Origin of the sequence: Schaalia meyeri (genome assembly GCF_900105015.1) — a bacterium.
GTDB classification, from domain to species: Bacteria; Actinomycetota; Actinomycetes; order Actinomycetales; family Actinomycetaceae; genus Pauljensenia; species Pauljensenia meyeri.
In genome coordinates, this window is record NZ_FNLK01000005.1 from 25,693 (window position 1) to 45,626 (window position 19,934).

General features: G+C 64.5%; 15 protein-coding genes and 1 tRNA gene. 11 read left to right on the forward strand and 5 right to left on the reverse strand.

Going from position 1 to position 19,934, the window contains the following annotated elements; translation table 11 throughout:
* Nucleotides 1-103 precede the first annotated feature (103 nt).
* The 5 genes from BLT68_RS00925 to BLT68_RS00945 all read right to left on the reverse strand — a co-directional run bounded on the left by BLT68_RS00925 (nucleotide 104) and on the right by BLT68_RS00945 (nucleotide 7,986).
* Entirely contained in the window at nucleotides 104-1,756 is a 1,653-nt protein-coding gene (locus BLT68_RS00925) for a sensor histidine kinase (protein WP_074632480.1), read from the reverse strand.
* Nucleotides 1,753-3,507, reverse strand: a complete 1,755-nt coding sequence (cydC, locus tag BLT68_RS00930) for a thiol reductant ABC exporter subunit CydC (RefSeq protein ID WP_074632482.1) — start codon at nucleotides 3,505-3,507, stop codon at nucleotides 1,753-1,755. The genes BLT68_RS00925 and cydC overlap by 4 nt, the downstream gene beginning before the upstream one ends.
* Entirely contained in the window at nucleotides 3,504-5,192 is a 1,689-nt protein-coding gene (cydD, locus tag BLT68_RS00935; protein ID WP_173546182.1) for a thiol reductant ABC exporter subunit CydD, read from the reverse strand. The genes cydC and cydD overlap by 4 nt, the downstream gene beginning before the upstream one ends.
* Nucleotides 5,193-5,300: 108 nt before the next feature.
* Nucleotides 5,301-6,422, reverse strand: coding sequence for a cytochrome d ubiquinol oxidase subunit II (gene cydB / locus BLT68_RS00940; protein ID WP_070778958.1), 1,122 nt, complete (start codon nucleotides 6,420-6,422; stop codon nucleotides 5,301-5,303).
* A 16-nt stretch (nucleotides 6,423-6,438) separates the two neighbouring features.
* On the reverse strand, nucleotides 6,439-7,986 hold the full coding sequence (locus BLT68_RS00945) for a cytochrome ubiquinol oxidase subunit I (RefSeq protein WP_074632484.1): 1,548 nt from the start codon (nucleotides 7,984-7,986) through the stop codon (nucleotides 6,439-6,441).
* A gap of 360 nt (nucleotides 7,987-8,346) precedes the next feature.
* On the opposite strand from BLT68_RS00945, the gene BLT68_RS00950 reads away from it, so the two are divergent.
* The 11 genes from BLT68_RS00950 (at nucleotide 8,347) to BLT68_RS09495 (ending at nucleotide 19,902) form a co-directional block, all read left to right on the forward strand.
* The gene (locus tag BLT68_RS00950) at nucleotides 8,347-11,112 is read left to right on the forward strand and encodes an Rne/Rng family ribonuclease (RefSeq protein WP_074632695.1); all 2,766 of its coding nucleotides are present in this window, start codon (nucleotides 8,347-8,349) and stop codon (nucleotides 11,110-11,112) included.
* Between the two features lie 218 nt (nucleotides 11,113-11,330).
* Nucleotides 11,331-11,651, forward strand: a complete 321-nt coding sequence (rplU, locus tag BLT68_RS00955) for a 50S ribosomal protein L21 (protein WP_050694614.1) — start codon at nucleotides 11,331-11,333, stop codon at nucleotides 11,649-11,651.
* 33 nt (nucleotides 11,652-11,684) lie between these two features.
* The gene (rpmA, locus tag BLT68_RS00960; RefSeq protein ID WP_003792637.1) at nucleotides 11,685-11,942 is read left to right on the forward strand and encodes a 50S ribosomal protein L27; all 258 of its coding nucleotides are present in this window, start codon (nucleotides 11,685-11,687) and stop codon (nucleotides 11,940-11,942) included.
* Nucleotides 11,943-12,017: 75 nt separating this feature from the next.
* Nucleotides 12,018-13,535, forward strand: coding sequence for a GTPase ObgE (gene obgE, locus BLT68_RS00965; RefSeq protein ID WP_050694615.1), 1,518 nt, complete (start codon nucleotides 12,018-12,020; stop codon nucleotides 13,533-13,535).
* Between the two features lie 2 nt (nucleotides 13,536-13,537).
* On the forward strand, nucleotides 13,538-14,665 hold the full coding sequence (proB, locus tag BLT68_RS00970; RefSeq protein ID WP_050694616.1) for a glutamate 5-kinase: 1,128 nt from the start codon (nucleotides 13,538-13,540) through the stop codon (nucleotides 14,663-14,665).
* A 37-nt stretch (nucleotides 14,666-14,702) separates the two neighbouring features.
* Nucleotides 14,703-15,983: a glutamate-5-semialdehyde dehydrogenase gene (locus tag BLT68_RS00975; protein WP_050695741.1), complete on the forward strand. Its 1,281-nt coding sequence runs from the start codon at nucleotides 14,703-14,705 to the stop codon at nucleotides 15,981-15,983.
* A complete protein-coding gene (gene nadD, locus BLT68_RS00980; protein WP_074632485.1) occupies nucleotides 15,980-16,690 on the forward strand; it encodes a nicotinate-nucleotide adenylyltransferase in 711 nt (236 codons plus the stop codon). Before BLT68_RS00975 ends, nadD begins: the two co-directional genes overlap by 4 nt.
* A gap of 13 nt (nucleotides 16,691-16,703) precedes the next feature.
* On the forward strand, nucleotides 16,704-17,129 hold the full coding sequence (rsfS, locus tag BLT68_RS00985) for a ribosome silencing factor (RefSeq protein WP_074632487.1): 426 nt from the start codon (nucleotides 16,704-16,706) through the stop codon (nucleotides 17,127-17,129).
* Nucleotides 17,126-17,860, forward strand: coding sequence for a histidine phosphatase family protein (locus BLT68_RS00990; RefSeq protein ID WP_074632488.1), 735 nt, complete (start codon nucleotides 17,126-17,128; stop codon nucleotides 17,858-17,860). The genes rsfS and BLT68_RS00990 overlap by 4 nt, the downstream gene beginning before the upstream one ends.
* Nucleotides 17,861-17,988: 128 nt before the next feature.
* Nucleotides 17,989-18,061, forward strand: a tRNA-Ala gene (locus tag BLT68_RS00995).
* 1,208 nt (nucleotides 18,062-19,269) lie between these two features.
* Entirely contained in the window at nucleotides 19,270-19,902 is a 633-nt protein-coding gene (locus tag BLT68_RS09495; RefSeq protein WP_332838226.1) for a CAP domain-containing protein, read from the forward strand.
* The last annotated feature ends 32 nt before the right edge of the window (nucleotides 19,903-19,934 follow it).

Consider the following 19,934-nt stretch of genomic DNA (forward strand, 5'->3'; position numbering starts at 1 on the left):
CGATGAGCGCGGGGTGGTGAACCGCCTCGCTTTGCAAACCGTTGGGGGTGGCGTTTTCGATGCGAAACGCCACCCCCAACGTCGTGTGTTCACCGAGGCGGTGCTATGCCCATCCCTCCAGTGGCGCTATCCAACGGATCTGGGTGCCAACCCCGCCCTGGCCGGTATCGGTATCGAAGCTGCCGTTGTGGCGGCGGGCTCGCTCCGCCATGTTGGCCAGGCCGGAATTGCGCGTGCGCGCGGGGTCGATGCCTCGTCCATCATCGTTGATCGTGATACGCACCCGACCGGACTTGCCCTGACCGGAAACATCAACGCACACGGTCGCCGCCGTCGCGTGCGCGTGTCGGGCGATATTCGATAGCCCCTCGCGCACGATTGCGACGACGTCGTCGGACAGGTCGGGGTCGACGCGTCCGTCGAACTCGTCGATGACGACCAACTCGTTGTCCAGATCCGAGTTGATTGCGGTTCCGTCAAGCGTGATAACCAGGGACGGCGCGTAGCCCAGGGCGGAGCGTGTCAGCGAGGATTCCCGGCGGATTCGCTCGACCAGGCCGACGGCCTTGTCCCGCTCACGAAGGTTGTGCACGATCGTGCGAATCTGGCGGACTGCCTCGTCGATGGAGGCGAGCGAGGAATCGATGAGGGTTTCCAGGGAGGCCGAATCCGCCTGTCCCGCCGCCACCTTCTGTTTCGCCGTGTCCAAGGCCATGCCTGTGGCAAAGAGCTGCTGGATCGCAAAGTCGTGCAGGTCGCGGCCGATGCGGTCGCGTTCGTCGAGCAGGGCGGCCACGTCTTGGGCGTGCCGCGCAGAGGCCAACTCCAGAGCCAGCGTGGCCTGGGAGGCCAGTGATTCCGCCAGCGAGAGTTCGGAGCTGTCGAACTCGGGGGCCCCGATCTGGCGCAGGAGGATGAGGACGCCGGAGGATATTCCGCGCGAGCGCAGGGGAGCGTAGAGCGCGGATCCGAATGCGGCCAGCTGCGGCAGACGCATGATTTGGGCGCGAGCCATCGAGTCGACGATCATGCCGGTGCCCTCGTGCAGGACGCTCATGGCCCGTCCCTCGGGGGGGAAAACGAGGCCGAGCAGGCTGGAGGCGTTCTTGCCGTCGGTGATCTCGGCGGCCCACGTGTCGCCCACGGATTGCAGGACGATGATGGCGGTGTCGGCGTGGGAGACCTCGCGTACGGTTTTCGCGATCAGCTCGAGCGCCTCTTCCTCGTCGGCGCCTTCGAGCATGGTCGTGGTCAGGGATTGGGAGGCGCTGATCCATCGTTCGGTGCGCCGAGAGTCCGCATAGAGGTGGGCGTTTTTGACGGCGATGCCTGCGGCCGGTGCCAGCGCGGTGAGAACGGCGGTGTCGGAGGCCGTGTAACCGCCGGGCTTTCCCGCGAGGTAGAGGCGACCGTAGACCTGCTCGTGCACCAGGACGGATACGCCGAGGAACGGGGGAGTGGACGCGGGCAGGGTCAGGTCGGGTGCATCCGCGGGCGAGTTCACCAGGAGCGGCTCGGTGACGGGAATGGACGTCATGAGCGAGCGAGGAACGTCGGGCCCAGGCAGTGACTCGTGGTGCTCGAGTTGCAGCGTGGTGGCGCCCCACGTGTCCAGAACCGACAGGACGGCGTGGGGGGAAGCGGTGAGGGCGCAGGCCTGGTTGACGAAGTTTTGCAGGCCGGCCTGCAAGTCGAGCGAGCTGGTCAGATCCAGGGCCGCCTCGAGAAGGGTGAAGTCCATGCGGTCGGGGCTCATTGTTCCTCCTGATCGAGGGCCCACCGGTAGGCGGGCAGGGCTTTTTGAACTTCTTCGTGCGTTCCGCGCGCGGTGATCGTGGCGCACTGGCCGGGCTCGGTGGACTCCAGGACGAGGACGTGGTCGGCCTGGTCCAGGGCGCTGAGCCGGTGCGTGACGACCAGGGTAGCGCGGTCGGGCGACGGAGTGAGGAGCGTTTCCATGAGTTTGTCGGCCGTTACTGCGTCAAGGTGCTCGGAGGCCTCGTCGACCGCCATGATCGGCGCGGGAGTCGCCAACGCGCGCGCCATGAGCAGGCGCCGCCGTTCTCCGCCGGACACGGTTGTTCCTCCCGAACCGATGATCGTGTCGATTCCTTTCGGCAGGGACGCGATCCACTGGCCCAGTCCGGCTTGCTCCAGAAGGGAACGGGCCTGGCTGGGCATGAGGGAGGCCTTGGCGACTCGCAGGTTCTCGTAGATGCTCGTTGCAAAGACGTGTGCGTCCTCGGCGGTCATGGTGATGTGCGAAGCAACCTGGTCGCGGTCGGCCCCCCACGCGGGCACGCCGTTGATCGTGGCTGTGCCGGACTTGGGCGGAATGATACCGGTCAGGGTAGCTAAAAGGGTGGTTTTTCCAATTCCCGATGCCCCGACGATGGCAAGGGAGGACCCCGGGCGTAGCGTGAGCGATATTCCGGCGGCCAGCGTGGGGCCACCCGGCCAGCCGATCGCCAGGTCTGTAGCTTCGATAACGGTGGGCCCCTTCGGGATGTCGTGTGAGGCGGAGGGAGTGCCCTCGCCCAGCAGCGCGCAGATGCGCTGCGCGGCCTGGGCGCTGCGGACCAGCTGGGCTGCGGCGGGGGCCAGCTCGGCGACACCTTCGAAAGAGGAAAGCGGGACGAGGACGATGACCGCGAGGAGAACCTCGGATATGACGCCGGACGTCGTCTGGGGGATCCCGACCAGGAGGGTGCCGACGACAGACAGGCCCATCGCGCACGCGTCCAGGCCGCGAGCAAGCGCGGACAGGCGGGCAGAACGGGCGAGTGCCGCGTTGAGTGAGGCCTCCGATCGGGCGAGCGAGTCCTTGGCACCAGGCAATGTTCCCGCAAGCGAAAGCTCGGTGGCCCCCTCCAGGATGGCCAGTGAGGTAGCGGCGATGTCGGCGCGTGCGCGGGCACCCCGGCTCTCGGCCAGTCGGACCGAACGGGCGATCAGTGCGGGGGCCACCAAGCCGGACGTAACGAGACCAAGGGCGAGAATTGCCCCGGCAGCGGGGGAAATCGCGGTAATCACTGCGACGGTACCGACGCCAACGACGAGCGCCACGAGCGCGGGCAGCAGGGTTTTGACCACGACGTTACCGACCTCGTCCACATCGGCCCCGGCGCGAGTCATGAGATCTCCGCGGCGAAGGGTTGACAGGGCGTTCGCGGGGGCCGCCGATAAGCGGTCGTAGAGGTTGCCTCGCAGGCGATCCATCCCGGTAAGCGCCACCTTGTGCGAGGCCAGGCGTGACAGGTAGCGGGCGAGTGCGCGCGACACGCCGAAGAGGCGCACCGACGTGGCCGCGACGGTCAGGTAGAGGAAGGGCGGTTGCTGGGAGGCGCGGGCGATCAGCCACGCGGCCGTTCCCCCCAGCGCGATCGCCGACCCCAGGGCCGCCACGCCGAGCAGGAGCGAGAGCGCGAAACCGGATCGAGATACCTGGAGCATCGCGATGCAGCGGCGTAGTGCCGCGGATTCCGAGCGGGTCAGGAAGAGCCTCACGGGCGCACCTCCTCGTCCGTGGTGGAGGTGACGTCGATGGCGACGTCGGCTACATCCATGATGGCGCTGCGGTGAGCGATGACGATGACCGTCCGGCCTTCAGCGCGCATCGCGTCGATCGCGCGAGCGACAGTCTCCTCGCTGACGGCATCCAGGTGGGCGGTCGGTTCGTCTAAGACGACGATCTGCGATTTGGCCGCGAGCGCTCGGGTCAGGGCCAGGCGCTGTCGTTGCCCGACGGACAAGCCCACGCCTGACGCGCCGATTGGGCTGTTCCAGCCGCGCGGCGCGGCAGCCAAGACGGTGTCGAAACCGGTTGCTGCCGCGGCCGCGTTCAGATCCTCCAGCGGAAGGTCGCCCATGTTCTGCCGGATCGTGCCGGGAACCAGGGTGGGGGATTGGGGGACCCACGAGATGTTACGCCGCCAGGAGGCTGGGTCGATGTCGGTCAGCGGGACGTCGAGCGGATCATCGCGGGACGAGTCCGCTGCGCGTAGGAGGATTCGTCCGGCGTCCGGAGTGACGTCGGCCAGCAGACAGGAAACGATCGTTGACTTTCCGGCACCCGAAGGCCCTAAAAGGGCGGTGACTATGCCCGGGCGGATGACTCCCGAGGTCGGTGTCGGTGCCCAAGCACCGCGGGAACGCACGCCGACGCCATCGATGACGATGTCGGTGCGCGACATATCCGGGCATGCACCCGTGCCCCGGGAAGCGATTGCCTCAGCCTCTTCGATGATGTCGAAGGCCGCGCGGGAGGCCGTCACTCCGTTGGCTGAGGCGTGAAACTGTGCGCCGACCTGGCGCAGCGGCTCAAAGACCTCGGGGGCCAGCATGATAACCGCCAGCCCGTGAAACAGCGCGATGTTGCCGTACACCAGGCGCGTGCCGACCTCAACGGCGACCAGCGCCACCGAGAGGGTTGTGAGGAACTCGAGGACGCCCCCCGAGAGGAAGGCGACGCGCAGCGTCGACATCGTCGCCTTCGTGTTTGCTGTGCCAAGTGCGCGCAGGTGAGTGCGCGGGGCCTTCTCGCGTCCGAGCGCGCGCAGCGTCGGAAGCCCCAACATGAGGTCCAAGAGCTGGGCGGTCAGCCGTTTCATGGTCGCCAGCTTGTCTTCGGAAGCGGCCTGCGTGAAACGCCCGATAAGGATCATGAAGATCGGGATCAGGGGGATGACGAGCAACGCGATGAGCGCCGACCAGAAGTCGAGCAGGAGGATAACACCCAAGGCCGCCGGCGTCACCGTGCAAACGAGTACCAGCTGGGGGAGGAATGCGATGAAGTAGGGACGCAGATCCTCGAGGCCGCTCGTCAGCAGCGTCGTCGTCTGCGCTCCGTTGATCGCTCGCCAACGCGGTCCCAACGCGATGCTGGAGTCAATCACGCGCTCGCGCAGCTCCGATACAGCGGCGGCGGCAGCGCGCGTGCTCACGGCCTCGCGTGCGGCCACCACCAGGGTGCGGCAGGCAACGATGGCCGCGATGCCGCCAATGATAGGGAGGACCTCCGACAGTGTTTTGCTGCCCGATACGACGGGGGACAGGGCGGAGGAAATCAGCAGAGCCTGGGCGAGTACCAACAGCGCAGTCGCCGTCCCCAGGGCGACCGTCACAGCAATGGGCACGCGAGCCGAACGGGCGTAGCGCAACAGGCGAGGATCAAATGGACGCACGGATACCATTGTGCCTTAAAAACGCTTCGTCATGGGTCTAAGGTCCTCGGCCTCGTCTCCACCGGATACGGCATCGCCCGGCCCCCTGATGTGGGACCGGGCGATGCGGAGCGGGGGTTAGCCCGCCAGGAAGCTTTCTCCCACGCGGATCTTCTTCATCAGCAGACCCGTCTTGATCGACACATCCTCCGATCCGACGCGAGCACTGAAAACCCAGTACGACCACAACACGTAGGCCAGGACGACCGGGACCAGGCACGCGGCGACGATCGTCATGACACCGAGAGTTGCGCTCGTTGACGAGGCCTGATCAATCGTCAGAGAATACGCCGGGTTGATCGACGACTTTTGAACGGCGGGCGCCATCGAAGCGAAAACCCACGCAACCGCCCCCGCGATCGCCACCGACGAGGCCGTGAACGACCAGCCCTCACGGCGCAACGACGCCTGGGAGAGCGCGGCCGAGGCGATAATCGCGAGCGCGGCCACCACGAGCGGGATCCAGGCCAGGACATTCGTCGTGTAGGCGAACTGACCCCACACCAGCCACGCGGCGGCCAGCACGGTGGCGCCGATCGAGGCGGGCGCGGCGATAGCGTTCGCGCGCTCGCGCACCTCGCCCGTCGTCTTGAGCGCCAGGAACTGCGCGCCGTGAGCCAGGCTGATGGCGAGCACCGCCAGGCCGCCCAGGATCGTGTACGGGGTTAAGAGGGAGAAAAAACCACCCGTCAATTGGTGCGTCGCCGTCGCCAGCGATTGATTGACCAGCGTCGGATCCACGATGGTGCCCGTTGCCACGTCAACGACCTCGATGCGCATACCCTGCACGAAGTTCGCAAAGGCAACGCCCAGCAGCAGTGGAACGAGCCACGCGCTGACCGTGTGGGCCCAATCCCAGGCGTGGCGCCACCTCTTCGTGGCGATTTTCGAGCGCCATTCGAGCGCCATGACGCGCACGATGAGGCACGCCAGGATGAGGAACAGCGGAATGTACATGCCGGAGAACATCGTCGCGTACCACTCCGGGAATGCGGCGAAGGTCGCGCCGCCAGCGGTGAGCAGCCACACCTCGTTCCCGTCCCAGTGAGGACCGATCGTGCGCACCGTTAGGGTGCGCTCGCGGTCGCCCTTGGCGACGAACGGGAGCAGCATTCCGACACCGAAGTCGAAGCCCTCGAGAATCAGGTAAACCGTCCATAACACGGCGACGAGGATGAACCACAGGATTGACAGACTCATGATGTATGCTCCTCCCTCAGTACCCGAAGGATAGCTCGGCGGGCGCCTCGTCGACAGCCCTGTCGGTCTTGGAAGAGTGAATTCCCTCAACGGCGTAGCGCTTCATGAGAACGTACCACATGATGCCGAACACGCCGTACAGGAGGGTAAAGAGGATGAGGGTCGCCAGTATCTGCCACGCCGGAACGTTGGGGGAGATACCCGCGTCGGTCATCATGGCGACGGAGCCAAGGTCTGTACTCATAGAAAGCGCGTCCAGGTTGGGGGCGACGACCCACGGCTGGCGGCCTATCTCGGTGAAGATCCAGCCGAAGGAGGCGGCTACGAAAGGCAACGGTAGGTTGACCAGTGCGGCGACACCCAGCCACTTGTTGGTGGAGGTGCGCCCTGCTCGGGTGGCCCACAGTCCCCATGCCGCCAGCAGGAAAGCGACCATGCCCAGGCCGATCATGAGTCGGAAGGACCAGAAGGTCACCATCTGCGGGGGACGGAAGTCGTAGCGAGAGGCGTCGCCGTACTTTGCGGTGAAGTTCGGGTCTGCGTTCAGCAGGTCCGCCATGCGCGTCTGCGCGTTAGCCACGCCCTCGGATCGGGCCGTGAAGGAATTGTGCGCTAAGAAAGAGGCGAGGCCGGGGACTTTGAGGTACTGGGTCGGCTGGGCTCCATCGTCGCCGAGCGGGCAGGAACCAAACTGGGCGACGGTGAAAGCTGCGCCGTCGGTATCGACGCAGACGCCTTCGGCCACGGCCATCTTCAGGGGCTGAGCCTTGACCACCTCCTGTCCCTGGAAGTGACCGGTGACGACGGTCCCGAGGCCGCTGATCAGGACGACAACCAGGCCGAAGCGAGCAATCGGGCGCCACACGCTGCGGGACTGCGCCGCGGCTTCTTCGCTGCCCTCACGGGAGGTGCGCACCATCCACCACAGGGCGATGCCAGCCACGAAAGACCCGGCGACGAGCCACGCGGAGGTGATGACGTGAGCGTATTCGCTCAGGTACACCCCGGAGGTGATGAGCTTGAGGAAGCCGCTCATGCCATCGAGCTCGGCTCGACCGGTGGTGGGGTTGAAGCGTGCGCCGACGGGGTGCTGCATCCACGCGTTGGCCGCGAGAATCCAGGCTGCCGACAGCATGGTGCCGATCGCGACGCACCAGATTGTTGCCAGGTGCATGCCCTTGGAAAGGCGTCCCCACCCAAAGATCCACAGGCCCAGGAAAGTGGACTCGAGGAAGAATGCGAGGAGGGCCTCAACGGCTAGCGGGGCGCCGAAAATGTCTCCGACAAAGCGGGAGTACTCGGACCAGTTCATGCCGAACTGAAACTCCTGGACGATGCCGGTGGCGACGCCGAGCGCAAAGTTAATCAGGAGGAGCTTGCCAAAAAAGCGGGTTGCTTGAAGCCAGTGTTCCTTGCCGGTGCGGTGCCACGCGGTCTGCATGATGGCAACCAGCAGGGACAGGCCGATCGTCAGCGGCACGAGGATGAAGTGGTAGACGGTTGTGATACCGAACTGCCATCGTCCGACCGTGACCGCGTCGAGCGCTGCGTGCGCGAGGGTCATGATGAGCCCTTCTCGTGTGGGGTAAGGATCGATTGGTTCCAAGACCTAGGTCCCGTAGGACTTATGTCACGGATCATTACTAATGTAACTCAAGTCTGCGAGCGAGATTGATTGAAATGCCGGTTGAGTAATCGTTTTGTGACATAAGTGTCCGATTGTTTTCATGGTTTTTCCGTGCGAATGGAGTGATATGACGTTGATCTGGTCACCCAATCAACGGTGCTGGCTCGTGTTGTGCGACAATGAGGAGGAATGGATGTCGCGGGCGTGCCCCCGTGGCGAGAGTCGGGCGATGACGTTTTCAACTGCCGCCGACCACTGCGCATTTGCGCTCCACTAGGTTTCCGCCCCTCGCGGGCGATGATGACGGGTGCGTCCGGGCACGTGGCTCGCGCCCACCATTGGAGAATCGTGACAACCGAATCCGCCAATCCCGTGGCACCCGCCGCATCACTGCTGTTCCAGGCACCTGTTTTCCAGGCTGTCCCCGAGGTGTCGACGTCCGCGGCTGCCGAAGAAATCGAGCCAAAGCGCCGCCGTCACTCTTCCGCTTCCGCGGAAGCGAACGCCCCGCGCGAGGAGACCGCCCCGAAGCGCCGCCGCCGCTCGAAGAAGTCCGCTGACGACGCCGACTCTCCCGATTCCGCCGCACCCTCTTCGGCTGACGCAGGGGGCGACGAGGCCACGGAGCAAAAGAGTCGCCGTCGGCGCCGTTCAAAAAAGGCGGACGAGGCCTCGGCCCCCGCTGCGGACAGTTCCGACCAATCGGATACCTCGTCATCTGGCAGTGACTCCTCGGACGGGGAAGAGAGCTCGACCCGTCGCCGCCGCCGTCGCGCCCGTTCCTCTGCGGCCTCCGCGTCCGCAGATGAGGGGGCGGCCGCGGATCAGGTGCAGGCGCTGAAGGGGTCGACTCGGCTCGAAGCCAAGAAGATGCGTCGCCGCGAAGGCCGCCGCGAAGGCCGCCGCCGTCACTCGATCTCCGAGTCCGAGTTCCTGGCGCGCCGCGAGTCCGTCGAACGCACCATGGTCATCCGCGATCAAGATGGGCTGGACCAGATCGCGATTCTCGAGGACGGCCTACTCGTCGAGCACTACGTCGCTCGCCGCACCCAGTCATCCATGGTCGGCAACATCTACCTGGGCCGCGTTCAAAACGTTCTGCCGTCCATGGAGGCCGCGTTCGTGGATGTGGGCCGTGGCCGCAATGCCGTGTTGTACGCCGGTGAGGTAAACTGGGACGCCGTCGGCATGGAGGGCAAGCCGCGACGTATTGAGTCTGCGCTCAAGTCTGGCGACCCGGTGCTCGTTCAGGTGACGAAGGATCCGATTGGGCATAAGGGCGCCCGCCTAACGTCGCAGATCACCCTGGCCGGTCGATACCTGGTCCTTATCCCCGGCGGGTCCATGATGGGCATTTCGCGCAAGCTCCCGGACAAGGAACGCGCGCGCCTGAAGAAGATCCTGAAGGCCGTCGTTCCCAGCGGCTCCGGTGTCATCGTGCGTACCGCCGCCGAGGGGGCCACGGAGGGACAGATCCGTGACGATGTTGCCCGGTTGACGCGCCAGTGGGAAGAGATCGACAAGAAGCGCTCGGCGACCAAGGCGGCCCCGGTCCTGCTGCGCGGCGAGCCCGAGCTGGCCGTCCGCGTCGTGCGCGACATCTTCAACGAGGACTTCACCAAGCTGGTCATTGAGGGGCGCGACACGTACGCGACCGTCAAGGACTACGTGGACGAGCTCAGCCCAGAATTGTCCGACCGTGTCGAACAGTGGGTGGGCACTCACGACGTATTCCGAGCCCACCGCATCGACGAGCAGCTGGCCAAAGGCATGGATCGCAAGGTGTGGCTGCCCTCGGGCGGCACTCTCATCATCGACCGTACCGAGGCAATGACCGTCATTGACGTCAATACGGGCAAGTTCATCGGCGCCGGTGGCACGCTCGAGGAGACGGTGACGCGTAACAACCTCGAGGCTGCCGAAGAGATCGTGCGACAGCTGCGCCTACGTGACATCGGCGGCATCGTCATCATCGACTTCGTCGACATGGTGCTCGAATCAAACCGTGACCTCGTGCTGCGGCGCCTGGTGGAGTGCTTGGGGCGTGATCGTACGCGGCACCAGGTCACTGAGATCACCTCGCTTGGCCTGGTACAGATGACCCGCAAGCGTGTCGGCGAGGGGCTGGTTGAAGCCTTTTCCTCTCCCTGTGAAGCCTGCGAAGGGCGCGGCTTCATCGTTCACCGCCACCCGGTGGAGACGACCGGCGGTGAGTCTTCATCGAAGGCCTCCAAGTCCTCGAAGAAGCAGCAGAAGAAGGCCGAGCCGCGCCGCGTGGACGATAGCGTCGAGCACGAGCGGGCGAAGGAGGCGCTGAGCGCCATCGCCGCAGCATCCTCACGCAAGGAAGAGGGGGCCTCGGACGCAGAGAGCACCCCCACGAAGAAGCGTCGCCCGAAGGGGAGCGCAGCGAAGACTCAGGAATCCGCGGCCGCCCCCGCAAAGGAGCCCTCGACCACGCCTCGGGGTGCCACTGAGACCCCCGCTGCGGCGACCGACGAGGAAGCGTCAACCAAGCGTCCCCGCCGCCGTCGCCGCGCCGCAGAGACGACGCCCGTGCCCGAGCTGCCCGTGCACATTGAGCTGCCCAATCCGGTTGAGCACGCGGGCGACCCGGCGGTTCCGACGAAGGACACGGCTGACATTCGACTGCCCGATCACCAGGAGAAAGCGGCCACGACCCGTCGTCGCGTCGCACGCAAGGCTGTCGCGGCCTCAAGCGCAGAACCGGCGTCGGCATCCGCACCTCAAGCGTCGCGTGCCCGCGTGGCGGACGCCGAGCCTAACATCCCCGAGGACGGTGCCAAGGCCGGTGCTTTTGCCACCCCCGATGTGCAGCCACGCCGCACCCACAAGCGTCGCGCCGCCGTGTCCACGGGCGTTGTCGAGCCCGAGGCCTCTCCCGCCCCGGTCGTCGTCGACCTGCCCGCGCGCGCCGAGGAGAGTGCCCCGGTGACGCCGACCAGGTCGACGGAGGATATTACCCTGCCCGAGGCCAGCGGCCAGCCGCGCACCAAGCGTCGTCGGCGCGCCGTCTCCACCGGGATCGTGGACGCCGGATAGCGCGCAATGTGCGGGGCGGGGCCGATGCGCCCTCCCTCACACATAGGGTGTGGAATCGCACAGCCATTCATTCCATCCGCCGCCCGCGCCGGGTTGCAATCGGCAGTGTGAATCGGCTAAATTTGATCGTCGGCGCAACAAGCGCCAACGGGATCGTCGAAACTATGATAGTCCTCGGCAGTTTCGAGGCGGGATCCCGGTTACGAATACGAGAAGAGATGAGCTTCAACGTGGTCTACGCGATCGTCAAGGCTGGCGGCCGGCAGGAAAAGGTGTCCGTCGGTGACGTCGTCGTCGTCGACAAGCTGGCGGAGGAAATCGGTTCGAGCATCAAGCTCCAGCCGCTCATGCTGGTGGATGGCGATGCCATCACCGTTGACGCAGCCAAGCTGGGCAAGATTTCCGTCAAGGCCGAGGTCGTTGACTCGGCCAAAGGCCCCAAGATTTCCATCATTAAGTACAAGAACAAGTCGGGCTACCGTAAGCGTCAGGGACACCGTCAGAAGATGTCGGTCGTCAAGATCACCGAGATCGCCTGAGTCCGACGTTCCCACGAGCAGAAAGTAGCACTGATGGCACACAAGAAGGGCCTTGGTTCCTCCCGTAACGGTCGTGATTCGAACGCGCAGCGCCTCGGCGTGAAGCGCTACGGCGGCCAGCTGGTTAACGCTGGTGAGATCCTTGTTCGTCAGCGTGGCACCCACTTCCACCCCGGCGACGGCGTTGGCCGCGGCAAGGACGATACCCTGTTCGCCCTGCGCGCCGGAGCGGTTGAGTTCGGCCGCAAGCGTGACCGCAAGGTTGTCAGCGTTTCGCCGGTCTCTGCCTGAGACCGCGCGCACCAAGGGCGTCCGGCGTTGCCGGGCGCCCTTTTCAACATTTCACATTGGTTGTCAGGAGCAGCAGTGGCAGACTTCGTGGACCGCGTGACGCTGCACGCAGCGGGCGGCAACGGCGGCAACGGCGTAGCCTCGATTAAGCGTGAAAAGTTCAAGCCTCTGGCTGGACCCGACGGCGGCGACGGCGGCGACGGCGGTTCGGTCATCCTTGAGGTGAGTTCGCAGGAAACAACGCTGCTCACCTACCATCGCAGCCCCCATCGCCGTGCCGACAACGGGACGCCCGGCATGGGTGATTTTCGCCAGGGAAAGAAGGGCGGGGACATCGTGCTCCCGGTCCCCGACGGAACGGTTGTGAAGTCTACGTCGGGCGAGCTGTTGGCGGACCTGACGGGCGTCGGCGCTCGCTTCACCGTGGCCGAGGGCGGTCGAGGCGGCCTGGGAAACGCCGCTCTCGCGTCCAAGGCACGCAAGGCTCCCGGTTTCGCGCTGTTGGGCGAGCCGGGAGAGGAGCGGGACGTGGTCCTGGAGCTAAAGTCCGTCGCGGATGTCGCCCTGGTTGGTTTCCCATCGGCGGGCAAGTCTTCGTTGATTGCAGCCCTGAGTTCGGCGCGCCCGAAGATCGCAAACTATCCGTTCACGACCCTGGTTCCGAATCTGGGCGTGGTGTCGGCCGGGGATGCTCGGTACACCGTCGCGGATGTACCCGGCCTGATTCCTGGGGCGTCGCAGGGGCGCGGACTGGGCTTGGACTTCCTGCGTCACATCGAGCGGTGTGCGGTACTCGTCCATGTCCTGGACGCGGCTGCCTGTGAGACGGAACGCGAACCCGTGGAGGACCTGCGCGTCATTGAAGCCGAGCTCAAGGCCTATCAGGGCGACCTGACGCAAGTCGAGGGATACGTTCCAATCATGGAGCGCCCTCGCGTGATCGTCCTGAACAAGATCGATATTCCAGACGGACGCGACCTGGCCGAGATCACGCGCCCTGACCTTGAGGCCTTTGGCTGGCCCGTCCTCGAAGTTTCGGCCGTCTCTCACGAGGGGTTGAAAGAGCTGTCCTTCGCCCTCGCGCGGATCGTCGAGGAAGAACGCGCAAAACGCCCGGCTTTGCCGGCTGCTCGTCCGGTCATCCGCCCCGCGGCCATTGGACACAGCGTCGGCATCACGGTTCGCCGGACCCGCAAAGACGGTGAGGCCGTGTTCCAGGTGCGCGGCGACAAGCCGGAGCGGTGGGTGCGGCAGACGGACTTTGCTAACGACGAGGCTGTGGGATACCTGGCGGATCGCCTGAACGCTGCGGGCGTCGAGGACGAGCTGATGAAAGCCGGCGCTCTCGCCGGCGATACCGTCGTGATCGGCGATCTGGATGGGGGTGTCGTCTTTGATTGGGAGCCGACTCTCACCACGGGGCCCGAGCTGCTCGGGTCGCGCGGCACCGACCTGCGCCTAGACACGACTTCCCGCCCGAGCCGCAAGGAGCGGCGCGAAGCCTACCACCAGGTCATGGACGCGAAGAGCGCGGCCCGCGACGAGCTGTGGACCGAGCGCCAGTCGGGGCACTGGACGGACGCCTCGGATTAGTCATGAGCGGAATATCATCGGCCTCCCGTATCGTCGTCAAGATCGGCTCTTCATCCCTGACGCGCCTTGATGGCGGGTTGGACCTGAACCGTATCGATTCGGTGGCGCGCCTCGTGTCGCGTTGGCGTGGGTCGGAGCGCGAGGTGGTCATCGTCTCGTCGGGAGCGGTTGCTGCGGGTCTTGATCCCCTCGGTTTCTCGTCGAAGCCGAAGGACTTACCCAGCGTGCAGGCGGCCGCCGCGATGGGGCAGGGACTGCTGATGGCCCGCTGGACGGCGGCGTTCCAAGCGCATCACCTGGACGTGGCGCAGGTCCTGTTGACCACGGAAGACGTGATGCGCCGCGATCATTACACCAATGCTCGCGCGGCTCTGGTTCGGCTCCTGGGCCTCGGTATCGTCCCGATTCTTAACGAGAACGATGCGGTGACCACCCGCGAACTCCGCTTCGGCGACAATGATCGTGTGGCCGCCTTGATTGCCCAAATGATCCGGGCGGACGCGCTGGTTTTACTGACAGATGTCGATGGCCTGTACACGGCGCCTCCGGATCATCCCGGGGCCCGGCTGGTGACGCGAGTCTCGGGAGCGGACGACCTGATGAGTGTCCTCGTGACAGGCGCGGGCTCGCGAGTGGGCACGGGCGGCATGGCCACGAAGGTCCAGGCGGCGATGCTGGCTACTGCCAGCGGAATCGGCGTTCAACTGGCCTGCGCGGACAACTTGGAGCATGTGTTGTCCGGCGAGTGCGTGGGAACGTGGTTTGAACCATCCCAGGAGCGTCCCGCATCGCGTCGCCTGTGGATCGCCCACGCGGCCCCCTCGCGCGGTGAGATCGTCGTTGACGAAGGGGCGGCGCGCGCCATCAAGGAACGTAAGAAGTCGTTGCTCGTGGCCGGAGTGAGCTCCGTGCTGGGGCACTTCGACGCGGGCGATGTCGTGGATGTTGCCTGCCCGACCGGGCTGATCGCACGGGGCGTGTCCGGATATGACTCCGATACGCTGGCCCAGATCGCTGGCCTGGGAACGCCCGAGCTTCACTCAGCTGGGTACGAACATCCCAGGCCAGCCATCCATCGTGATGATCTGGCGGTGTTGGGCGACGCGTTTTCCGCCGTGAATGCCGACTGATACGGCTCGCGGCGCGCTCGTGTGTCATTATGGCCGGGTGGATACTCCAGCAGATATTTCCCAGGTGACGGATGTAGCGCGTCAGGCGGCGCGAATTCTCGCGAACGCGACGACCCAGGTCAAAAACCGCGGGCTCGAAGCGATTGCTGCGGCGCTCATTGAGCGCAGTGACCAGATTCTGGCGGCTAACGCAGAGGACGTTGCCCGCGGTCAAGCGGAACAGATGAGCGAGGGGCTGTTGGATCGGCTCACTCTGACCCCAGAACGGATTCGTTCCATCGCGCAGGCCGTCCGGGAGATCGTTGCTCTGCCTGATCCGATCGGCCAGGTCGTGCGCGGAACACGCACCGACATCGGTCTGCGCGTGACCCAGGAGCGCGTCCCGCTCGGCGTCGTTGGCATCATCTACGAGGCCCGACCGAACGTGACCATCGACGCCGCAAGCCTGGCGATTAAGGCCGGCAATGCAGTGATCCTGCGCGGTGGAAGCGCCGCCCAGGCCTCGAATCGAATGCTTGTCGAGGTGTGCCGTGACGCGTTGACATCCGTGGGTTTGCCGCCGGATGCCATTACGACGGTCGATCCGTGGGGGCGAGCCGGGGCTCGGGCCATGATGAGGGCGCGCGGTGCCGTAGACGCGCTCATTCCGCGCGGGGGCGCGGGCCTGATTAACGCTGTGGTCGAGGAATCGCGTGTTCCCGTCATCGAAACGGGAACGGGCAACTGCCACGTGTACGTGGATGCGTCCGCGGACTTGGAGGCGGGCGAGGCGATCATCATGAACGCGAAGACGCAGCGTGTGGGTGTGTGCAACGCGGCGGAGACGCTGCTGGTTCACGCCGACGTGGCGCCGCGTTTCCTGGTCGCGGCAGTGACCAGGCTGACGACAGCGGGCGTGACGATTCACGCGGATGAAGCCACCCGGACCATCATCGACGGCAACCCCTCCATCGACGCGGACATGGTCGTTGACGCCTCGGCGGAAGACTGGGAGACCGAATACCTCTCGATGGACTTGGCGGTGCGCGTCGTGGCGGACGTTGAAGAGGCGATCGAGCACATCCGCCGATACTCGACCGGACACACCGAGGGAATCGTCGCCAGCGACGTTTTAGCCATTCGCGCATTTCGCTCGGGCGTCGATGCGGCCGCCATCGCGGTCAACGCGTCGACGCGCTTCACGGACGGAGGCCAGCTCGGCCTCGGCGCAGAGGTGGGCATCTCCACCCAGAAGCTACACGCGCGGGGACCGATGGGCCTGACCGAGTTGACCACGACGACCTGGATCTACGAGGGGGAGGGAACGATCCGCCCGTGAGTGTGCAGGAGAGCGACCGGAACGAGACCGCGGAGGCGGAGCCGGGCGGGAATACCACTGAGGCGACTGCCGGGGTGACCGCTGCCCCGACCTCCCCCCAGCATCCTCCCCGCGCGCTACGCAGGCGGCGGGTGATCGGGATCATGGGTGGAACCTTCGATCCGATTCATCACGGGCACCTCGTCGCCGCCTCCGAAGTAATGGACGTGTACGGACTCGACCAGGTCGTGTTCGTGCCGACCGCTATGCAGCCTTTTAAGGCAGGCAGACGCGTCACGTCGGCGGAGCATCGCTATCTCATGACGGTGATCGCCACCGCCTCCAATCCCCGCTTTGCCGTGTCGCGGGTGGACATTGATCGGGGAGGGACGACTTTCACGATCGACACGCTGGCGGATCTGTCGCGGGAGTATCCGGATTCGGACTTCTACTTCATCACCGGCGCCGACGCCCTGGCGCAGATCGCGCAGTGGAAGGACTCCGATACGCTCTTCGAGCAGGCGCATTTCATCGGCGTGACCCGCCCCGGTCACAACCTGTCGGATCCCGGTTTGCCTCATGAATCCGTGTCCCTGCTGGAAGTGCCCGCGATGGCAATCTCTTCAACGGACTGTCGGTCGCGCGTCGAGGAGGGCAAGCCCGTGTGGTATCTGGTTCCCGACGGAGTTGTCCAGTACATCAACAAGTACGGCCTGTATCGGTCGTAACGTAAGGAGAAACGTGACTCTTCCCGCCGCTACTCGAAACCTGGCGACACTCGTCGCTCACGCCGCGCACGATCTGGGCGGCATCAACCCGGTGTTGGTGGACGTGACGAGCAAGCTGGCTCTGGCCGACGCCTTTGTGGTCGTCTCTGCCCCGACGGACCGCCAGGTGAGGGCAATCGCCGAGGACATTATGGATCGCGTCTGGGCGAACGGCGGGCGCCGACCCGCCCACATTGAGGGGCGCTCCGAGGGAGTGTGGGTGCTCCTGGACTACTCGGATCTGCTTGTTCACGTTCTGTTAGACGGGGAGCGGGAGTTTTACGCGCTTGAACGCCTGTGGGGAGACTGTCCCGCGGTACCGATTGAGGTGGACACCGAGGAAGCACGCGCAGCGGCCGTTGCGCGTGCGGCTGCCCACGGCGCGGAAGGAAGACAGTGAGCGCCCCAAGGATCGTCCTGCTCCGCCACGGCCAGACTGACTTCAATCGGCAGCGGCGCTTTCAGGGGCGCATTGATATGCCCCTGAATGATACGGGACGTTCCCAGGCGGCCGGGGCCGCCGACGTGCTGGTGAGTCGCCTGTGCGAACCCAGCGCAGAGGTGGGCATGTTTGCGTCGCCGCCTGATGGCGCGTACGACGACGGGGGCGTGCGCATCGTGAGTTCTCCCCTGGGGCGTGCGCTTGATACGGCACATATCGTCGCCCGTGTGTTCGATGTAGCTGGCTATTCGTGCGATGGGCCGATAATCGATGAACGGCTCACGGAGCGTTTCTATGGGAGCTTCGAGGGGAAGACCTACGAGGAGATCGGCGAGGAGGATCCCCACGCCTCTCGTGAGTATCGGGGGAGCGGCGAGTGCGATCGGGCACAGGTCGAACGCTCCGAGGCCGTGGGTGCGCGGGTGCGTGCGGCTGTGTTGGAGGCGGCGGGCGGATGCCGTGATGGCCAGTCGTTGATCGTCGTTTCTCACGGTGCTGCTATTGCCCGCGGTATCGTGTCCCTGCTTGGCTTAGACCCGGCAGTCTTTAACGGGCTGCGCGGCGTGGATAACTGCCACTGGTCGGAGCTGGTCCCCGTGGGTGTGTCGACAGCGAAGAGCGCCGCCCTGCACGGATGGCGGCTGGTGTCGCACAATATCGGATCGCGCGAGGATATTTTGGGGGCGTAGTGCTGCAGGGGGCAGGTGCGCGCCAAGGCCCCCGATTGCTTTGTGACGAGTGACACTTATCTTGATTTGCCTTTCTTTTGTGGTGTCCGCTATTCTTTATGAGGTCGCTGAGGCGGCGAATCAAATACGGGGCTATGGCGCAGTTGGTAGCGCGCTTCCATGGCATGGAAGAGGTCGGGGGTTCGAATCCCCCTAGCTCCACGTTTTGGCCGACACTCGTTTTCGAGTGTCGGTTTTTTGCGTCAAACATTGTGTCGTGTCAACATCTGGGTATGTGACAAAAAGTGATTAAAGGACAAAACGTGTTTATTTTGTAGGGGTTTTTCGTTGTGATTGTAGGGGAAAGTCAATATTGAAGTCGGTGGGGGGCGGCTTGACGGATGGGCAAAACGTGTTGGTTTGATCGCAGCCTTTCGGCTTGTTGGCGCGGGAAGATCCTGGTTGAAGGTGGGTGTTTGATTGTGGTGGCGTGAACAATCCCCAACACCCGGTGTGTGGGCGCGTGGTGACCAGGTGTGAACATGCAGCTTCAAGGGTGCAGCCGCTGTCTTCGCTGTCGTTCGCCCAGGTCCGTATTCTGCTGTTGGTGTTGCTGCCTTTTGCGGTTGGTTCGTGGATAGGAAGTGTGTTTCTGGATAGGAAGTGCGCTCGTGGATAGGTTATTAACCTATCCAGGCGGCCGTTTCCGATCCAGGGAACTGTTTCCTCGTGTGTCCGTTTCCTGTACAAGTGTGGGGCTCACGCGTGCTGCGCGCTCTCGCTCCGTTCGCACAGGCAGACAACCCGTTGTTGGGTGGTTGCTAAAGCCGCTGGGATGCGCGTGGCCCTCGATGGCGGTTAAAGCCGCATACATGGGCTGCCCACGCGCACCTCAGCAGGGTTATGCGCGCGTAATCGGATTGACGCGCGGCGGGGCAGGTCAACGTGCGCAATGGGAAAACCCAGCTTGGCGCCTGGCGCGAACCTTCACAAGCCAACCAGGCCAACGGCATCGTCCCCCAGTGGGGTGAGGCAACCTGCCGGAGCAATCCCCAACCACAACGCTCGACAGGTCGGCGGATTCTGGAGGTGGTTGCAACACGTTTCGTGACCTGAACAGCAGGTTCGAGGCGTTGCAACCACCCCTAGAACCTACAGCCTTCCAGCAACGTAACCTGCCCAAATGGCCCGGCTAGCTGACGATGTGGTGGTAAGTCTGTAATTGAAAGAGGCGACGTTGTGGTATCGGAATATGGGACGCGCGAATTATGTCAAACCGATAATGCGTTGAAATTGCGTAGGTTTACATGTAATGACCTGATGAGTCAAGCTTGAAGATATGTGTACCGAGTGGAAGGATTTATCTATCCTGTCCCATAGTGTTAGGCCGGTGCCCAATGTCGTTCCAACTTGCTCGCACCCATACGTTGGTGGTTCTCGCAGCCACCACGATCGCTGCGTCTGCCGTCGTTATCCCCTCGCTGGCCGAGGGGAGGAACTCCTCCCAGGATGCTCTCTGCGCGTCGCTCATTGGGGCGCAAGGACCCATCGGTTCGCAATACAATCCTCTGCTAGCGAGCTATGCCGCTGCGGCAGGCCGGGCAACTACTTTCGCCGGTGACCACGCCCGTGAAGCCCAGCTGCGCGCCGCCCTGTCAGATGCCCAGGCGGCCCTAGAGTCCGCGAAGGCGGGGGCCCAGCAGTCCACCCCCTCTGCGGGAGGCTCGTCCCTTCGTGGTTTTGCGGCTGATCGCGGACTGGACTGGGTCGACTGGTCCACAGTCGATGATGCAACGCAGGCGCGGATCATTGAGGCGCTCATCGTTCAAAAGGTGAACGCATATCGCGCGAACGCTGGCCTGCCCGAGCTGGTCGTCTCTGCCACCGTGACCGCCGATGCTCGCGCGTGGAGTAAACACATGTCCGATTCCGATGATTTCAACCACGATCCGATCTACAAGTACCTTGGTGCGGGCAAGCTGGATGGCGGAGATACCACGTACGCGAGTGAGAACATCGCCTACAACCATCGTGAAAACTTCGGGGATAAGTGGGGGGGCTGACGGTACCTTGAAGGATCCGGCGCAGGCTGCAA

Excerpts from the sequence above, each read along its gene's own strand:
- cydD (WP_173546182.1), bottom strand. The coding sequence starts at position 5,192 with ATGGTATCCGTGCGTCCATTTGATCCTCGCCTGTTGCGCTACGCCCGT.
- proB (WP_050694616.1), top strand. The coding sequence starts at position 13,538 with ATGAGCGGAATATCATCGGCCTCCCGTATCGTCGTCAAGATCGGCTCT.
- BLT68_RS00950 (WP_074632695.1), top strand. The coding sequence starts at position 8,347 with ATGATGACGGGTGCGTCCGGGCACGTGGCTCGCGCCCACCATTGGAGA.
- BLT68_RS00925 (WP_074632480.1), bottom strand. The coding sequence starts at position 1,756 with ATGAGCCCCGACCGCATGGACTTCACCCTTCTCGAGGCGGCCCTGGAT.
- rplU (WP_050694614.1), top strand. The coding sequence starts at position 11,331 with ATGAGCTTCAACGTGGTCTACGCGATCGTCAAGGCTGGCGGCCGGCAG.
- rpmA (WP_003792637.1), top strand. The coding sequence starts at position 11,685 with ATGGCACACAAGAAGGGCCTTGGTTCCTCCCGTAACGGTCGTGATTCG.
- BLT68_RS00945 (WP_074632484.1), bottom strand. The coding sequence starts at position 7,986 with ATGACCCTCGCGCACGCAGCGCTCGACGCGGTCACGGTCGGACGATGG.
- cydB (WP_070778958.1), bottom strand. The coding sequence starts at position 6,422 with ATGAGTCTGTCAATCCTGTGGTTCATCCTCGTCGCCGTGTTATGGACG.